The sequence below is a fragment of the Spirosoma profusum genome, assembly GCF_014699005.1.
Lineage (GTDB): Bacteria > Bacteroidota > Bacteroidia > Cytophagales > Spirosomataceae > Spirosoma > Spirosoma profusum.
Map to the genome: position 1 here is coordinate 527,266 of NZ_JACWZY010000001.1, position 18,020 is coordinate 545,285.

General features: G+C 47.9%; 17 protein-coding genes. 11 read left to right on the plus strand and 6 right to left on the minus strand.

Annotated features, from left to right (window positions below):
- Positions 1-103: 103 nt before the first annotated feature.
- Entirely contained in the window at positions 104-283 is a 180-nt protein-coding gene (locus IC229_RS01880) for a histone H1 (RefSeq protein ID WP_190885211.1), read from the plus strand.
- A gap of 105 nt (positions 284-388) precedes the next feature.
- On the opposite strand, the gene IC229_RS01885 is transcribed toward IC229_RS01880, so the two are convergent.
- Positions 389-799 carry a MaoC family dehydratase gene (locus tag IC229_RS01885; protein ID WP_190885212.1) on the minus strand — a complete coding sequence of 137 codons (411 nt, stop codon included), beginning with the start codon at positions 797-799 and terminating at the stop codon, positions 389-391.
- Between the two features lie 149 nt (positions 800-948).
- On the opposite strand from IC229_RS01885, the gene IC229_RS01890 reads away from it, so the two are divergent.
- Positions 949-2,175: an acyltransferase family protein gene (locus IC229_RS01890; RefSeq protein WP_190885213.1), complete on the plus strand. Its 1,227-nt coding sequence runs from the start codon at positions 949-951 to the stop codon at positions 2,173-2,175.
- Between the two features lie 42 nt (positions 2,176-2,217).
- Here IC229_RS01890 and IC229_RS01895 read toward each other — a convergent pair whose 3' ends face one another.
- Entirely contained in the window at positions 2,218-2,670 is a 453-nt protein-coding gene (locus tag IC229_RS01895; protein WP_190885214.1) for a YybH family protein, read from the minus strand.
- Positions 2,671-3,039: 369 nt separating this feature from the next.
- On the opposite strand from IC229_RS01895, the gene IC229_RS01900 reads away from it, so the two are divergent.
- The 7 genes from IC229_RS01900 (at position 3,040) to IC229_RS01930 (ending at position 10,141) form a co-directional block, all read left to right on the plus strand.
- Entirely contained in the window at positions 3,040-3,918 is an 879-nt protein-coding gene (locus tag IC229_RS01900; protein ID WP_190885215.1) for a diacylglycerol/lipid kinase family protein, read from the plus strand.
- An 8-nt stretch (positions 3,919-3,926) separates the two neighbouring features.
- The gene (locus tag IC229_RS01905) at positions 3,927-4,469 is read left to right on the plus strand and encodes a hypothetical protein (RefSeq protein ID WP_190885216.1); all 543 of its coding nucleotides are present in this window, start codon (positions 3,927-3,929) and stop codon (positions 4,467-4,469) included.
- A gap of 82 nt (positions 4,470-4,551) precedes the next feature.
- On the plus strand, positions 4,552-5,940 hold the full coding sequence (locus tag IC229_RS01910) for a DUF4932 domain-containing protein (RefSeq protein WP_190885217.1): 1,389 nt from the start codon (positions 4,552-4,554) through the stop codon (positions 5,938-5,940).
- Between the two features lie 139 nt (positions 5,941-6,079).
- Positions 6,080-7,270, plus strand: coding sequence for an argininosuccinate synthase (gene argG / locus IC229_RS01915; protein WP_190885218.1), 1,191 nt, complete (start codon positions 6,080-6,082; stop codon positions 7,268-7,270).
- Positions 7,267-8,463 carry a glycosyltransferase family 9 protein gene (locus IC229_RS01920; protein ID WP_190885219.1) on the plus strand — a complete coding sequence of 399 codons (1,197 nt, stop codon included), beginning with the start codon at positions 7,267-7,269 and terminating at the stop codon, positions 8,461-8,463. The genes argG and IC229_RS01920 overlap by 4 nt, the downstream gene beginning before the upstream one ends.
- A 116-nt stretch (positions 8,464-8,579) precedes the next feature.
- Positions 8,580-9,563, plus strand: coding sequence for an N-acetyl-gamma-glutamyl-phosphate reductase (argC, locus tag IC229_RS01925; protein WP_190885220.1), 984 nt, complete (start codon positions 8,580-8,582; stop codon positions 9,561-9,563).
- Positions 9,564-9,637: 74 nt separating this feature from the next.
- Positions 9,638-10,141 carry a GNAT family N-acetyltransferase gene (locus IC229_RS01930; RefSeq protein WP_190885221.1) on the plus strand — a complete coding sequence of 168 codons (504 nt, stop codon included), beginning with the start codon at positions 9,638-9,640 and terminating at the stop codon, positions 10,139-10,141.
- A gap of 59 nt (positions 10,142-10,200) precedes the next feature.
- Here IC229_RS01930 and IC229_RS01935 read toward each other — a convergent pair whose 3' ends face one another.
- The 4 genes from IC229_RS01935 to IC229_RS01950 form a co-directional block, all read right to left on the minus strand.
- Complete coding sequence (locus IC229_RS01935; RefSeq protein ID WP_190885222.1) at positions 10,201-11,472, minus strand: replication-associated recombination protein A; 1,272 nt, start codon at positions 11,470-11,472, stop codon at positions 10,201-10,203.
- 104 nt (positions 11,473-11,576) lie between these two features.
- Entirely contained in the window at positions 11,577-12,176 is a 600-nt protein-coding gene (locus IC229_RS01940; protein WP_190885223.1) for an RNA polymerase sigma factor, read from the minus strand.
- A 103-nt stretch (positions 12,177-12,279) separates the two neighbouring features.
- The gene (gene ade, locus IC229_RS01945) at positions 12,280-13,992 is read right to left on the minus strand and encodes an adenine deaminase (protein ID WP_190885224.1); all 1,713 of its coding nucleotides are present in this window, start codon (positions 13,990-13,992) and stop codon (positions 12,280-12,282) included.
- A gap of 4 nt (positions 13,993-13,996) precedes the next feature.
- Complete coding sequence (locus tag IC229_RS01950) at positions 13,997-15,193, minus strand: acyltransferase family protein (RefSeq protein ID WP_223833806.1); 1,197 nt, start codon at positions 15,191-15,193, stop codon at positions 13,997-13,999.
- Positions 15,194-15,419: 226 nt separating this feature from the next.
- On the opposite strand from IC229_RS01950, the gene IC229_RS01955 reads away from it, so the two are divergent.
- Entirely contained in the window at positions 15,420-17,093 is a 1,674-nt protein-coding gene (locus tag IC229_RS01955) for a UxaA family hydrolase (protein ID WP_190885225.1), read from the plus strand.
- A gap of 59 nt (positions 17,094-17,152) precedes the next feature.
- Positions 17,153-17,926 (plus strand): SDR family NAD(P)-dependent oxidoreductase, encoded by a 774-nt coding sequence (locus IC229_RS01960; RefSeq protein ID WP_190885226.1) that lies wholly within the window; start codon positions 17,153-17,155, stop codon positions 17,924-17,926.
- Positions 17,927-18,020 lie beyond the last annotated feature (94 nt).

Genomic DNA, 18,020 nt, shown 5'->3' on the forward strand with positions numbered 1-18,020 from the left:
CTTGGCTATTGCGCTGTATGAGAGAATGAGTAAATTTCAGCCGAAAACCGCGTTTTTAGCGGAATTTGGGCATTTTCACAAACTTAAACCCATACGTATCGCTATGGCACGATTCGATGAAGTAAAAAATTTGGTTATGTCGCTGGAAGGTGATTTCGAGAAGTTCTACGAAAAAAACAACCAGGCTGCCGGTACCCGCGTTCGGAAAGGAATGCAGGATTTGAAAACTCTGGCACAAAACATCCGTTCGGAGGTACAAAATACCAAGAACACGCCTAAGTAACACAGGCTGAAAACAAGAACTCCCTCGTCAGGCCAAGCCTCGGCGAGGGAGTTTTCTTTTGGGTAGTTGCAGCGTTTGGGATGTAGAACAAGGCATGTCTTGTCTCTACACTATTTTTTCCCGGTGCATCAACGTAGCAACGCCACGGGTTGTCACTTTGCCCGTTTGTACATCCCGGACTTCCCCCAGAATTTGTGCGGTGTGCTTTGCTGCATCAATCGACTGGACTGTAAACGTAGCTTCGTAATCAGTGTCAACAAACATTGGCCGTAAGAACTCCAACGTCTGCCCCAGATAAACTGATCCATAGCCTGGAAATTCTGTTCCGAGTACTTTGGTGAACACACTGGCACCCAGCATACCGTGAATGATAGGACGTTTAAATGGGGTCTGAGCGGCAAAATCGGGGTCGAGGTGGAGCGGATTGTTGTCACCAGTGACTTGTGCAAATGCTGCTACTTCAGCCTGCGAAAACCGAAACGTGTAACGATGAACGGCATTAAGTCCAAATTCCATAAACGAGTGATAAGTGATGAACGATGAGTGATGAGTTGTGAATTTACAACAAATAAAAACGCTTTCGGTTGATTCAGCCTCAGCGATCACTCATCGCTTATCACTCATCGTTCATCGTTCATCACTTATCCTTACCTTCGTAGCCGATTATGTTTAGAGAACTGCTTTCGCTTGATACAGCGGCTACAAAGCGCGTATTTGGATTAGATGTAATGAGGGCTGCCGCTATTCTGATGGTGGTCGACTCGCACGCAACCATAGCGCTGAAAGACTATTACAGTGGGTTATTCATTCACCACTTACTTCCCGATGGTGTCGAGTTGTTTTTTGTGTTGAGTGGCTTTTTGATTGGGGGTATCCTGATTCGATCGTACGAAAAAAAGGGCTATTTCGATGGGCAACTGCTGCTTAATTTCTGGACGCGCCGATGGTTTCGCACGTTGCCGAATTATTATCTGGTACTGACCGGACTCATCGTATTTGCACTGCTACGTGCCTGGCGCAGTGGTTTTCAGCCGATGTTGCCCAGCCAGGGTACATTGCTGAAATACTATTTATTTATCCAGAATTTCGCTACGTATATCCCCGATTTCTTCCCGGAAACCTGGAGTTTAGCCATTGAAGAGTGGTCGTACATTACGTTGCCGTTGCTGCTCTGGGTTATGCACCGGCTACTGGTCAATCGGATTCCCAAACAACGTATCGTTTTTCTGACCATTCTGACCATCATTATCGGAACGAATCTATATCGACTTATTCTGGCGCTTCAGGTGCCAATTTCGGAAGGTGAGTTAGGGTTTCGAGGTATCGTAGCTACGCGACTCGATGCGATTTCATACGGTGTTATGGCGGCTTATGCCAAAAACTACTTCCCGTCGAACTGGACTAATCCAGTGCTACGTCGTCGTTTGTTTGTTATTGGCCTGCTCTTGACAGTATTGGCTGCTTTTACAGCGTCCATTTTTATCCTATCGTTTTATTATCAGATCGGCGTTGGTGCGGCCTACGTGTTTTACAAACGCACGCTCTACTTTCCATTCATTGGCCTGAGCATGGCGTTGCTTGTACCGTATCTGGATGGCTGGCGGACAGCAAAAGGCATTTGGGCACGATTTGGCATCAGTCGGGCTATTACCCACATCAGCCTGATTTCTTATTCGATGTATCTGCTCAACCTGACGCCCATTATGCAGCACATCGTCGAACGAATCCCAACTACGTCGATGACGACTGGCTGGCTGAAGGTGGCACTATTCTGGGGGCTTGTTCTTCTCCTCTCAACCCTGCTCTACAAATATTTCGAAAAACCCGCCACCGAACTCCGCGAACGTATGTCCGCTAAGGAGCCGACGGAGCTTAAAGAGCAGAGAGCATGAGGTATAGAACTCTGAGTAGTTTCACCCAATGCCCTCTGCCACCTAGCTTGAATGATCACTCACGATGACCCAGCGGTTTTTGATTTTGCGCCATAGAAGCGTGAAGTGCCCTTCCGCATCGCCAACTTTGGGACGAGTGAGATGAAAACGCCCAATGACATACGCTACGTTGGGTGCATGAAAATCCAGTTGCAGGATATCGAATTTGAGGGTGCCCATAGAAGCCCGGTCGGGATACCGTTTTTTGTAATTGGCCAGCGTTGCCTGATAGCCATACGTAATACCAGCTTTGCCGATAAACGTCAGCGAATCGGACGGCCAGTACCCAACCATGAATTTATCGACCTTGCCAGCGTTCCAATCCTGAGTCTGTCGTTTCAGAATTGCAAGAATAGCCCGTCGGTCGCTGTTGGCTAGTTCGGTGGCAGAAGTCTGCTGGCCAAAAATTGGTTGGATGAATAGACCAAGTAATAGAAAGAGAAGAAAACGGTTCATGGATTTCGGTTTTAACAAAGAAGCTGTTTTAAATTTTCTTTAAAAGCTAAAATTAAGCGTATTTTTTTGTCATGCTGACGAAAGAAGCATCTTAAAGTGTCCTTATTCTCAGGTTAGGACACTTTAAGATGCTTCTTTCGTCAGCATGACAAAAAAGGGTTCCAAAGAAAAGTTTAAACAGGCTCTACGTTACCCCTTATCTTTACAGCCGGATTGTTGTAGACGATTTATGAATAAGTTTCGGGAATTTTATAACGAGTACAAGCCGTATATTTTCTCAGATGGCTGGTACTACGTCTTTATCGTCGTCTTCATCATTTTTCTTTTTATTTTCTTCTCCTGAACTATCAGGAAAATTCAACTCACTACGTGGCGAATCGTTCGGCTGTTCTGGCCATTATCAACCCAAATTCCGGTACTACGTCGGCCGAGCAAAAAGCGTTACTGCGCGATGCTTTTCTGCGGCAGGCCGATGCGCTCGGCTTCGCACCAGAAGTAGTGCAAACGACCCATCCCGGGCACGCTACCGACATCGCGAGACAGGCGGTGGCGCAGGGTGTTAATCGAATAATTGTCATTGGAGGAGATGGTACGATTAATGAAACGGCAACTGGTCTACGGAAGTCTGCTACGTCGTTGGGCATCGTTCCCATCGGATCGGGGAACGGACTAGCTCGGCATCTGGGTATCCCGCTCAAGCCGTTGCAGGCTATTGAACGGGCGTTAAAAGGTCGCCCTGTAATTATCGACAGTGGCGAAATCAACGAATATCCATTTTTCTGTACGGCAGGTATGGGTTTCGAAGCCTACGTAGCACACGAGTTTGCCAAAGAGCCGGTACGTGGTTTGCCCACTTATATACGTACTGCCTTTCGATCATTCTGGAATTATAAACCTCAGCGATTTAACGTAGCAGATCAGGAGAAGGAATTGTTTTCGATGACATTCGCCAATGCGGGCCAGTTTGGTAATAACGCCTGGATGGCACCTACTGCCAATATTTCGGATGGTCACCTGGAGCAATGTGAAGTTCGACCGTTTCCGACGCAGGCTGCGGGTATGCTTGCCTGGCAACTTTTCAATAAATCCCTGAATAAGTCGACCTACTGGCGCGGGCATTCCATTACCAAAGCAACTGTCGAGGTAGATGGACCGTTGATAATTCACGCCGATGGCGAGCCGCTGACTTTGCCTACTGGAAAAGCGGAGATTCGTATATTGCCAGGAAGTTTGCTCGTATTGTTATAAGTTTTTCTATGCCTGCTGCTAAACGTAAAGTCGTTGTTTCGCTCGATACGTATCTGAGTATTCTGGCGGTTGTGTCCAGCTTTTGCGCCATTGGTATTACGTTCTACCAGGCATATCTGCAGCGGACGCAACAATACGCGTCGGTGATGCCTGTGTTGGATTCATACCATACTGGCCATTTTGACGATGGTACGTTTGGGTCTGCCATGACCATAACCAATTTAGGGCTTGGTCCTGCTTTCATCGACAGTGTGGCTTACTATTATCGCCAGAAACGCTACGACAACATATATGATATTATCGACGTAGCTTTAACGGAAAATAAAATGGTTGATACAACCTTGCTTTTCAGTGATTTATGGAAAGATAAGGTACTCCCGCAAGGCGAAAAGTTGTACGTATATCAAACGACCAATCGGAAGACAGTGCCTTTGTTTTCCCGTCGGATTGCTCAACAAATGCGGTTTGTCATTTATTACCGCTCGGTATATGGAGAACGCTGGGTGCTCGATTCCCAAAATAAAGATGGGCGTAATCGTAAGCTGAATTAAGTATAGTCTGCCGGCTAACGAAAGGCGTCAGAAAATTTGATAGTTATCAATAAAAGTAGAAAGCAAATTGCCCCAATAGTTCATGAAAAATAGTTTACTCGCTGTTCTCTCAATTATTTCCTACGTTACTTCTGCTCAAGTACCCATTACGTATACGCTTCGCGTTCAGGGCGATACGGTCCGGTGGGAGTTTAACGCTACCAATTCCACAGATGTGATTCACTTCTCGAAGATGGATTCTGTGGATAATTACAATTCTCCTCAAAAGTATGAGGGCAAGCTATGTTCATGGGTATTTGCGACCGGTAACCAACGTATCACAGTCGGGCATAACGATGGTAAATTAGTGGCTCAGCGTATTGCGCTAACTGACAGCATCAAGACGAAATTCATTCAGGTCAACTTTTTTGGCGATTTATCGGCTCATTTTCCAGAGTCGTATCAACGTCGATTTCGAGGAACGGTTACGTACGAAATTCCAGAAGCCTACGAACTAGCTAATGTGGCGATGGCATTGACTGAAGCAGGTCAGGCCGATGCGAACATGGTTCGAAAAGACGGGGATTACATTTCACGAATGAAGCAGTACTTCGCAACAGCCGCCAGGCACCCGCTTATTCTGCGGTTAAATGAGCGCTTAAAAAGCGACGGCGGCAATTTTTATTATGGTGTTCGTGAAAATGCTTACGCCATGGAATTGAGTAAAGACGATTCCCCAGTTAACCGGGGAATATACAAGGCAGTCTGGCCAAGGCTTAATGATATGGCTCAATATCCTGACCAGTGGGCAGACTTCGTTCGGAAGTCAGGGTTTCGCAAGTTTTACAGTAATAATCAAACGTTCTACAAAGACGACATTGCTGATGTGACACGACTGTTGCCGGTTAAACGCATGCAAGTCTGGTTAGAGGCTCAGTTTCCAGGTATACGCTATGATGGTATGCGGGTTGTATTTTCGCCACTTATCAATGGTGCTCATTCCGCTCAGAAGTTTACCGATCAGGGCTATCGGGAAAGCCTGATGTTTATATGTGATGCCAAAGGGTTCAATCGGAGTCAGTATACCGGGCCACAAATTGAAGGTATTTATTCAGGTGTAGTCTTTACGGAAATTGACCACAACTTTGTTAATCCTGTCAGCGACAAGCACTTACAGACTATCAACGAAGTATTTAGTAATAGGGATAAGTGGACGAAAAAAGGGGATACCGATCATTACGGAGGTGCTTATGAGGTATTTAACGAGTACATGACCCATGCTGTTCATATGCTCTATATCAAAGATCAGTATCCGCCTGATGTATACCAGTTGGTACGTCAAAGTCGCGTCAAACTTAATGGAGCACAACGCGGATTTTATCGATTTGAATCCTTTCTGGACGAATTGCAACGACTTTTCGACAGCAGAAAACCAGGGCAAACTGTCTCAGATTTATATCCAGCTATATTGAAATGGGCAAAGGATGTCTAATCAATGGAAGATCTTATTTTTTGATTGACAGCCATTGACGGATAATTCATTGACGCAACTTACATAAAGATGCCCGATATTTGCCCCTCCAAAACTAGACTGATTGCCAGACATTACGTTGTTTGGCGTCTTTTATCCGATGTCTCAAAAAGTAGTTCTTGCCTTTAGCGGGGGTCTGGATACCTCCTTCTGCGTTAAATATTTGTCTGAAGACCGGGGTATGGAAGTGTACTCGGTGCTGGTCGATACAGGCGGTTTCTCCGATGACGAACTCAAAGCCATTGAGGAACGGGCGTATTCGCTGGGCGTTAAATCGCACAAGACGATTGCCAAAACTGATGATTACTACCAGCAATGTCTGAAGTTTCTGGTGTTTGGCAACGTACTGAAAAACAATACGTACCCGCTGAGCGTCAGTGCCGAACGTATCTTCCAGGCCATTGCTGCTGCCGAGTATGCCCGCGAAATTGGCGCATCGGCTATCGCTCACGGGAGCACGGGAGCTGGGAACGATCAGGTACGTTTCGACATGGCCTTTCGGATTATTGCGCCCGATGCCGAAGTCATTACACCCATCCGCGACCTGCGCCTGTCGCGCGAGGCTGAAATTGAATACCTGAAAGCGAAAGGTGTTGATCAGGAGTGGCACAAAGCGGCTTACTCCATCAACAAAGGGTTGTGGGGTACGTCGGTAGGCGGGAAAGAAACGCTAACCTCTGACCAGTTCTTACCCGAATCGGCCTGGCCAACGCAAATCACCAAAACCGAGCCCGAAACCATTACGTTGACGTTCCAGCATGGTGAAATCAAGGGCGTCGGAGATGAGAAATTTACCAATCCAGTAGATGCTATTCGGAAAATCACCGAACTGGCAGGGCCGTTTGGTATCGGCCGTGATATTCACGTGGGCGACACCATCATTGGAATTAAAGGTCGCGTCGGTTTTGAGGCTCCTGCTCCGCTCATCCTGATAAAATCGCACCATACCCTCGAAAAACACGTATTAGGTAAGTGGCAACTGTATTGGAAAGAGCAATTGGCCAACTGGTACGGCACTATGCTTCACGAAGGGCAATTTATGGACCCGGTGATGCGTAACATCGAAACGTTCCTGGCCGATACGCAGGCACACGTAACGGGCAAAGTACACGTATTGCTGGCTCCGCACCGGTTCCAGGTACTAGGTATCGAATCGGAACACGATCTGATGTCGTCGAAGTTTGGCTCGTATGGCGAGATGAACAACGCCTGGACAGGCGACGACGTGCGCGGCTTCTCGAAAGTGGCATCGAACCAGGTCATGATTTACGAGAAAATTAATAATCAGTGATTGGTAAATCGCGAAAATACTGCGCCCCCCGGAGTGTAGCCTACCCGTTGCAATTGTTGGACGTAGCAGTCGACCAGTATGCACGGTGGGGCTACAATCATCGGAAGTACGGTGATATTAACAATGAAGCGCCGGAAATTCTGTTGATGACCTCGGGGCATCTGGGCGATGCGTTGATTTTGTCGTATGCGTTTCCTTTGATTCGGCAGCAATTTCCTCAGGCGAAAATCGACGTATTGGCAGGCTCCTGGTGCGATCCTATCTGGAAAAATAACCCCTACATCCGGCGGGTGGTGCATCTAAATCATTTCAGTACCAATCGCCGACCGTTAACCCGGTTTCAGAAATGGCGTGAATTTTTTCGGACGAAACGGTCGGCCATTCAAACGCTACGTGATACCGAATACGATTATTCGGTGGATGTCCGGTTTTCGGATTCACCGATGCACTTTGTGTTGCCATATTTGAAAGTCAAACAGAAAATTGGTTTCGGCACACGTGGTTTTGGGGGATTGCTCGATCATGAGTTTTTTATGCCCGATGGAGAGGTGCATAATTTCAGCCTGATTCTTGACGTACTCAAGCCAATGGGTATCAACGCCGATCTTCGTTCGATTCAACCTTATTTTGTGCATCCAGACCTATCGCCTGCTGATTTATGGCGTAAGCTGGAGCGCCCGGTTCCGAACGCAAAACCCATTCTAATTTTTCCTGAATCAGGAAATCCAGTACGGATGCTTTCTGTCGAATTCTGGAGTGAATTGGCCAGACAACTTCTTGCAGAAGGTAATAATACACTTGTTTTTGGTGGACAAACGGCTTTCACAACACAGGTTTATGAGCGTATTCTGTCCGAAAATCCAGGCGCTGCTGACCGATTGACGCCCGCCGTTGGCAAACTGACACTTCAGGAAATTGCCAGTTTAAGTGAAGAGTCACAAGCGGCTTTTACGCTCGATTCGCTGCCGATGCACCTGTGTTGTTTAGGCTGTCCAACCTGTTCCTTCCAAAAAAATGGCATGGGCATTCAGTTTTTTCCGATTGCCAGTCAACCGACGCTCGTGCTACATAATCATGCCCTAAGCCAGGAATTAGTACTGGATCGCCCCGGTTTCGTGAGTGAATACGTAACGGATTTTGAGAAACCGCAGATTGACCGCGCTATGGAATGGTTTCGGGAACTGAATGGTTAAAAGGCTATGACGCAGAGATGCACGGAGACACACAGAGATTCACAGAGGACTTATTATTTTTCTCTGCGAACCTCTGTGTGTCTCCGTGCATCTCTGCGTAACAATTTTTAAAGAGCATGAACAAAATTAATGTAGGAATTATAGGTGGAGCAGGGTATACAGGTGGCGAACTGCTACGCATCCTCCTGAATCACCCGTTTGTCAATATCGCTTTTACGCATAGTAATAGTCAGGCTGGGAAGCCGGTTTGGTCAACGCATACCGATTTGCTGGGTGATACTGATTTGACTTTTTCGGGTGGTGAAACTTCCGATTTAGTTGCTCAGGAAGGTCTGGATGCCATTTTCCTATGTTCAGGTCACGGCGCATCTGCTACGTTCATAGCCAGCCACGACGTATCAGACGACGTAATGGTAATCGACCTCAGCGCCGATTTCCGCGACGAACACGACGATTTTGTGTATGGCTTGCCGGAACTCCAGCGCGAACGTATTCAGGAAGCCACACGTATCGCTAATCCGGGCTGTTTCGCGACCAGCATTCAACTGGCACTTTTGCCTCTGGCGAAAGCCGGAAAATTGACTGACGCAGTACAAATTAGTGCCATTACAGGTAGCACCGGAGCTGGTCAGGCACTGGTTCCAACCACGGGCTTTACGTGGCGAAACAACAACGTATCGATTTATAAAGCGTTTACGCACCAGCACTTAGCCGAAATCCGCCAGAGCATTACACAGTTGGAGCCTGATTTTAAGGCCGCTATCAACTTCGTTCCTTACCGTGGCGATTTCACGCGGGGTATTATGGCGAACGTATACACTCCTTTTTCAGGAACGTTGGAGGAGGCTAGACAACTTTACAAAGAATACTACGTTGGTCATCCGTTCACACACGTAAGTGATTCGCCCATTGACATTAAACAGGTTGTAAACACGAACAAATGCCTGTTGAGTCTCGAACTGCACGACGGCCAATTGCTGATTACCAGCGTCATTGACAACCTGACTAAAGGTGCGTCGGGGCAGGCCGTGCAGAATTTGAATCTGGTGTTTGGTTTCCCGGAAGATACAGGCTTGCGTTTGAAATCAGTGGCGTTTTAAAAGGCTCAAACAGCCAGAGGCTGTTTGCGATACGTATTTATAACAAACAGCCTCTGCTGTTTGAGCCCATACTCATGCTCACCACCGACCGACTGATTATCTGCCAGTTAACGCTGGAAGACGCCCCGTTTATCCTTGAACTGCTCAATACGCCGGGGTGGCTGCAATTCATCGGTGATAGAGGTATTAGATCTCTCGATGATGCCAATGCGTATATCCAAAATAATGCCCTGAAAAATTACGAGGAACTCGGGTATGGCCCTTATCTGATTTTCCATAAGGCAGACAATCAGCCGATAGGGATGTCTGGGCTTTTCAAGCGAGAAACGTTAGAGTATCCAGATGTTGGCTTTGCGTTAATGCCTGATTATATGGCGAATGGATACGGTTACGAAGCCGCATCGGCCGTTATCGAATACGCAAATAAAACACTCCGGTTGCCCCGGGTTTATGGCATTACCAACCCCAATAATCATCTCTCCATCCGACTGCTGAAAAAGTTAGGTATGAGTCTGGAAGGATCATTCGCCTTCGGTCCTGAAAAACAGGAGACACTATTGTTTAGGTATGATATGTGATGTATGAAGTAAGTAATTGTCGGCGCAAAATACATCATACATTATACTTCATATATCCCTTAATACTCGTACCACTCTCCCCACCACTTCTGTAAGCTTCGGCGGATTTCGGCTTCGCGGGCGTTGTGGCCGGGGTCGTAAATTTTGTGGCCTTTCAACGTATCGGGTAGGAAGTTTTGCTGGACAAAATTGCCTTCGTGAGAATGAGCGTACTGATACTCCTTACCGTAGCCAATTTGCTTCATCAGTTTGGTCGGTGCGTTTCGTAGGTGCAGCGGAACCGGCAGATGAGCCGTTTGTTCAGCCAGCGCCAATGCCTCGTCGATGGCAACGTAGCTGGCGTTACTTTTAGGCGACGTAGCAAGGTAAACCGCAACCTGACTCAAAATGATACGTCCTTCGGGCATACCAATGGCTCTGATGGCCTGCACAGCTTCGGAAGCCATAATCATGGCCGTTGGATTGGCGTTCCCGATATCTTCCGACGCCAGAATCAACATGCGCCGGGCAATAAAAACTGGGTCTTCACCGGCAATGATCATACGTGCCATCCAGTAAAGAGCCGCATTGGGATCAGAACCACGTAGCGATTTTATGAAAGCCGAAATGATGTCGTAATGCTGTTCACCTGATTTATCGTACCGGGCAATATTCTGCTGGGCCACCGTAGTAACTCCCTCATCAGTAATAACTAGTGGATCTGACGATACGTGTGCCGAGGCCACCAACTCCAGTAAATTGAGCAGTTTACGTCCATCGCCCCCCGACAGACGTAGCAGCGCATCATAGGATTCAACCGTTATCTTTTTCGATTGGAGAAACCTGTCCTGCGCAATCGCTCTATTGACAACCTGAATCAACTCGTCGCGGTCGAGCGCTTCCAGAATGTAAACCTGGCTACGCGACAGCAAGGCACTGTTTACCTCAAACGATGGATTTTCGGTTGTGGCCCCAATTAACGTAATCTGCCCTTTTTCGACGGCTCCCAGGAGAGCGTCCTGCTGACTTTTGTTGAATCGATGAATCTCATCAATGAACACTACTGGAGGAAACATTCCGCTTGGGCGGCTCAATACGTCCCGAATTTCCTTTACCCCTGAGTTGATGGCACTTAGGGCAATAAACGGACGATTAACAGCTTCTGCTAGCAACAGGGCGAGGGTTGTTTTACCGACACCGGGCGGACCCCACAAAATCATGGAAGGCAATCGACCTGAATTGACGGCACGACGTAGCGCACCGTTTGGGCCAATGAGTTTCTGCTGACCAATAACATCGTTGAGGGTGCGGGGACGAACCCGTTCGGGTAGGGGCGTTGAGTCTGTGTTCATTGGGCGAAGTTACATAAAGTAGTCGCCGGTACGTTGGGGCAAACAAAAAACCCGGTAGCTGCTTCGTAGCTACCGGGTTGGGTCAGGTTTAGGAATAGACTGCGTCAAAGAGACACATTTTCAAGCGTAACATAACGCTTGAGGTTGCTCATGGCGCCGAAAATCAGGTTATAAACCGATTGAATGTTGATCTGCATGAGGGCCGAAATTTCTTCGTTGCTCATATTCTGGAAATAACGAAGGTGGACCGCTTCACGCTGACGACGGGGCAATTTTTCAAGTGCCTGATGCAGACAGTCATTGATAAACGTATCTTCTTCAAAAGCAATCATCAGGTTTTCGTGCGAAGGATCGGCTCCGGGAAGCATGTCGCCTACGCGCCTACCATTGCTCATATCATCCTGACTAATAAGTTTTTGCTCAGCGGTCAGATGCCGAACCAGTTTCCGTTTGATAGAAGCCATCAGATAAAACCGTACCGACGTAGTAGGACCAATAGTAGTACGGTGTTTCCAGAGTTCGACAAACAGGTCGTGAATGCAATCTTTGATTAAAGCCCGATCAGTAGCAAAGTGGGCACAGTAATGGTAAAGGGTTTGAACATAATTTTGATACAGTCGGGCAAACGCATTTTCATCACCACCGCGAAAAAGATTCCAAAGGGTTTCATCGTCGGGGCCGGTTTGGGTACGAGAGCGAGCCATGCTAGATAGGAGAAGTAAAGGTTAGGAATAGCCTTGAGGTCTGTAAACTTACCGATAAAAAATAGAATTAAAAAAAGTAGTTAAATAAAATTTTTTTTAACTGTTATTTCACTATTTGGAGACTGGAGAAAGTAAACGTTTGTCCATCGAATAATCCTTTGTCACTCAGCTTAAGGTTGGGAATGACCAATAACGCCATAAAGGAGAGCGTCATATAAGGGGCTGATAACGTACTGCCTAGCTCCTGTTTGGCAAATGCATCGAGGGCTGCGTACTCTCCCGCTACCTCAAAACCGTCATCATCAGTCATTAAACCAGCAACCGGCAGCGACAGAAGCTGCGTTTCGGACGTAGTGGTGATGTGCAGGAATTCCCGGCGGCTCATTACGTCGTTTGGCTGTTCAGACGAAGTTTTTCCGACCACTGCTGATAAACCGCCTTTGGCTTCGATAATCAGATTTACAGCCTGGCAAATGCTCTCATCGTCGCAGCCAACAGCGGTAATATTGTGAGAATCATGCCCAACCGATGAGGCAATAGCACCGTGTTTAAGCCCGAAGTTTTTGATAAATCCCACCGCTGGAGGCACATCCTGATACCGATTGACGACCACCAGTTTCAACACGTCGCGTGCTACGTCCGGTACGATTTGGTTATCTTCTACGGATGCTTCAAGTTGTAGTTCGTTTGTGATTAACTGACCATTTAAGGCTTCAATCACACGTATCATTGGTGTTTCGCTACCCGTTTCGACGACTTGAACGGCAAAATCGGTCGGCGTTTTGGGAGTACAGTTAAAATGGTTGATGTGTTCACTACGTAAATCTGGTATATGCGTTTGACCATTTTCGGCAACAAGCTCCCCATTGATGAAGGTTTGCTGTACCCGGAAATCCTTTAAGTTCTTCACCACAACATAATCGGCGGGGTCACCCTCACGTAATAACCCGACAGGAAGCCGGTAATGAAGTACCGGATTGAGGCAGGCCGCACGTAACACATTCCAGAGGGAGTACCCCTTAGCCAGCGCCCGCATCACCAACTGATTAATATGTCCGGTAGCCAACGTATCAGGGTGTTTGTCGTCGGAACAGAACATAATTTGTGATGGAAACTCATCGATTAACGGAATCAGTGCATCGAAGTTACGGGCGGCACTACCTTCCCGAATCAGGATATTCATACCCCGCTGTGCTTTGTCGAGCCCTTCTTCATACGTAAAGCACTCATGGTCAGTAGTGATACCAGCGTCGATGTAATTTTGAGCAGCTTCACCCATCAGGCCGGGGGCGTGACCGTCGATGGGTTTATTGAAGGCTTTTGCCAGCGCAATTTTGGCCATTACGTCGGAATCTTCCTGCAAAACGCCTGGAAAGTTCATCATCTCAGCCAAATAGCCAATCTCTTTTAAGCCAAGCAGTTGCCGAACTTCCTTGACGTTAATAGTAGCCCCTGCCGTTTCGAACGTAGTAGCCGGTACGCACGATGGTGCGCCAAACATGAATTTGAATGGAACCCGCTTCGCTTCATTGATCATGTATTTCACTCCCTCAACGCCCAGTACGTTGCCAATTTCGTGCGGGTCCGATACGGTAGCCACCGTGCCGTGCAGAACGGCCAGTCGGGCAAACTGCGGGGGCGTAAGTAACGAACTTTCAATATGGACATGGGCATCCACAAAGCCCGGAAGCACATAAGGCACATCGGGTCGTTCGGGGCCAAGTGGCGTAATTCGGGTAATTCGACCATTCTCAATAGTAAGTGTACCATAAAAAATGGTGTGGTCGAAAAGATTTAGCAGGTTGGCGGTGAGCATACTTTCAGATTCGGATAAAGAGTTTTCGGCGGTACATCCAGAGAAGAATCAGGTAAAAAATACCCAGTGCGGCCATACCGATCAGCAGTGGCTCGAATGGGGCGCCCAGAATCTGAAAAACACCGTGACCTAGATGCGTATAAAACGACGTAATAATAAAGTGGTCGATAAGATGGACCAGGCAGTAAATCGCGATGGAATTCATACCGACCACCACCAGAGCAAACGTCCATTTTTGATATTTCGCTACGTCGATGATGCTATAGAAAAGGGCCAGCAGCCAGAAACACCAGCCACCGCTGAACAATACCCAGGCGGGTGTCCAGATACGTTTTACTACCGGACAAATTCCCGCTACGTGGAGGAGAACGCCACTGGCAAGTCCAATTGCCCCGGCTATCAGCAGCCGTTTAATCAAGTCACGAGAGGACACCCCTTCGCGTAGCCAGCGACCTGCCTGCAAACCCAGCACCATAGTACCCAGCGTCGGGATGAAACTCAACGTAGCATACCCACCACCATTGAACAGAAAGACTTTTGCGCGCGGAAACAGATTCAGAAACCACGTATCGAATGCCCAGGCCAGATTGCTGTTTTTGTTAAAATGAGCCATTAGACCCGTGTAATGCTCTGGCCAGTCGGGTGGAACGTTGACCGCAGTGTAATCGAAATTGGGGCCGGGAGCCGGATAAAGGACGAATGCCAGCCAATATGCGAATAGAATACCTCCGAATGCTAGCCACGTAGTGCGTGGAGATGTGTAACCCAGCAGAAACAAAAATGGATAGCCCAGACCAATCTGTGAGAGCGTATCTTCAAACGTAAAATAGGTTTGTTCGGCATGGGTAGAACGCAGAAAAATACCCAGCAATATCAGGATGAGTGACCGACGTAGCGCGTGCCCAAACTGGTTCCCGAAAGACTGTGCCTGTGCCGCCCGACTGGCGATGGAGTAGGGGAGCGCTACGCCAACCAGAAACGAAAACGAAGGCTGTATCAAGTCGTGCAATGAGCAGCCCGCCCACGCTACGTGACTCTGATGATGAGTGAGAAACGCCCAGAACGAACTATCTGGAAAGGATTCATGCAGTTCATGAAACCGAAGGATTTCGGCAGCCATCAACGTCATTACAAAGCCTCGATAGGCGTCAATGGACATCAGGCGACCGGCTAAGGGGTCGGTCTGTACACGTTTTGCCATAAACAGGGTTCAGGATTTAGAAGCTGTTTAACTTTCTCTTCTTGTCTGAAAAGCAAGTTTTTTGTCATCCTGACCCGAACGCGTAGCCGAAGGAAGAATGACAAACCGTTTCTTAGCCTTAAAACTTGGCAATGACGCTCACATTCGCAAGAACGTTCGTGAAAGTTTTTGGATGAGTGGTATATTTCGGATTGAAATGCCTCTTTATACTAAAAAAGTTTGTCGAATGAATGCCCGTGTCCTTAAAGTCCATCCTGCCGATAACGTCATTGTAGCGTTACGTAACCTGTCGGCGGGTGAACGAATTGAATTTGAGAATGAGACGTATGAGCTTCCCTATGCTGTGGGAGCCAAACATAAATTTGTGACCGAGGACCGCCAGCCTGGTGAGCCGATCACGATGTATGGCGTACTGGTAGGGAAGGCCACTCAGCCGATTCGGCGGGGCGAACCAATCACTACGTTCAACCTCAAACATGACGCCGACCGTTATGGCCTCGAAAAAAAGGAACCTGCCTCCTGGCAAGCTCCCGACGTATCGCCCTGGCAGGATCGTACGTTTATGGGCTATCACCGGGCCGACGGAAGCGTTGGAACGCGAAATTATTGGGTAATCGTACCGCTGGTATTCTGCGAAAATCGTAACGTATTGATTCTCAAAGATGCGTTTGAACGCGAACTCGGCTATGCCCAACCCGAAATGTACCGCGACCAAGTTCATGAACTGCTAAGTCTCTATAAAGCAGGTGAAATGGACGTAGTGAAAAAGATGCAGCCTTTTGTTGATGCTAGCCAGAACCAGACGCTTCAGCACAACACTCAGGCACCAAATCGCCCATTTAAAAATGTAGATGGTATCAAATTCCTGACCCATGAGATGGGTTGTGGTGGTACGCGACAAGATTCGGGGTATTTGTGTTCGTTGTTAGCCGGTTTTATCAATAATCCGAACGTGGGTGGTGCTACCGTCCTGAGTTTAGGTTGTCAGCATTTGCAGGTCGATATGATTTCATCGGAAATCAAAAGGCAGAATCCGAAGTTTGATAAACCACTACTATTGTTTGAGCAACAGGCCGGTACAGAATACGCACTGATGTCGCAGGCTATCAAAGAAACGTTCCTGGGCCTGGTTGAAATTAATAAAATTGAACGGAAACCGGCACCACTGAGTGCGCTGACCGTAGGCCTGAAATGTGGTGGTTCGGATGGTTTTTCGGGGATTTCGGCCAATCCAGTACTGGGGCATCTATCTGATAATCTGGTTGCACTTGGCGGCAAAACCGTTCTGGCCGAATTTCCTGAACTGAACGGCGTTGAGCAGGAACTCATCAACCGCACACCCGACAACGCTAAAGCACAGAAATTCATCACCCTGATGGGTGATTATTCAGCGCAGGCCGAGGCCGTTGGTTCAGGTTTCGACATGAATCCATCGCCGGGTAATATTAAAGACGGCCTGATTACCGATGCCATAAAATCGGCGGGGGCTGCCAAAAAAGGAGGTACAGCACTCGTGGCCGACGTACTGGATTACGCCGAACCCATCGTTACGCCCGGCCTGAATCTGCTCTGCACACCCGGAAACGACGTAGAAGCCACCACAGGTATGGCTGGTTCGGGGGCAACCGTTATTCTCTTTACGACCGGACTTGGCACGCCCACAGGAAACCCTGTTTCTCCAGTGGTGAAAGTGTCGACAAACACCATTCTCAAAAATCGGATGCCCGACGTAATTGATTTCGACAGTGGCCCAATTGTGGATGGTGAACAAAGCATCGGACAAAATGCTGACGAACTGCTGGAATATATCATCCGACTGGCTTCCGGTGAGGTCATCACGCAGGCAGAACGATTAGGACAGGACGATTTCATTCCCTGGAAACGCGGGGTATCTCTTTAAAAATTAGCGAAAGAGCGAATATTTGGTCTGTCACTCTTTCGCTCTTTCTTTCGCTCTTTATGTTTTCTCTCAAGAACAAAACCGCCCTCATTACCGGGGGAGCCAGTGGTATTGGACTGGCGATTTCGCAGACATTTGCGCAGGCGGGCGCTACGGTGCATATTCTGGAAATCAACGCGGAACAGGCGCAACAGGTAGCGGCTGATATTAAGGCTGGCGGTGGTCAGGCCGAGGCCCATGCCGTTGACGTATCGGATCAGGCGCAGGTTACCGACGTAATCAGTCAGATTGCCGCACAGGGGCCAATTCATATTTTAGTCAACAATGCCGGGGTAGCGCACATTGGCCGGGCCGATACTACGTCGGAAGCTGATTTCGACCGGATTTTTCGCATCAACATCAAAGGCGTTTATAACTGCCTGCGCGCGACTATTCCTCACCTGAAAAAAAACGGCGGTGGCGTTGTTTTGAACATGGCGTCAGTAGCCGCTACGTTGGGGATTTCTGACCGGTTCGCGTATTCGATGAGTAAAGGAGCTGTGCTGAGCATGACGTTGTCCGTAGCGAAAGATTACCTGACGGATAACATCCGCTGCAACTGCATTTCGCCGGGGCGGGTACATACGCCTTTTGTGGATGGATTTATCGCGAAGAATTATCCCGGTCAGGAGGCCGAAATGTTCGCCAAACTCTCAAAAACGCAACCCATTGGTCGTATGGCCAAACCTGAGGAAGTTGCGGCTCTGGCACTCTACTTATGTTCTGAAGAAGCAGGATTCGTTACAGGCTGTGATTATCCAATTGATGGTGGTTTCACGCGACTGAATTCGTAGTGTTCAGAACGTTGTTGAGTTAAAGAGAACCTTATTTTCTCCAGATACATACTGGATAATTATTAAAATTGCAGCCTCACAAGCTTTTTCAGGT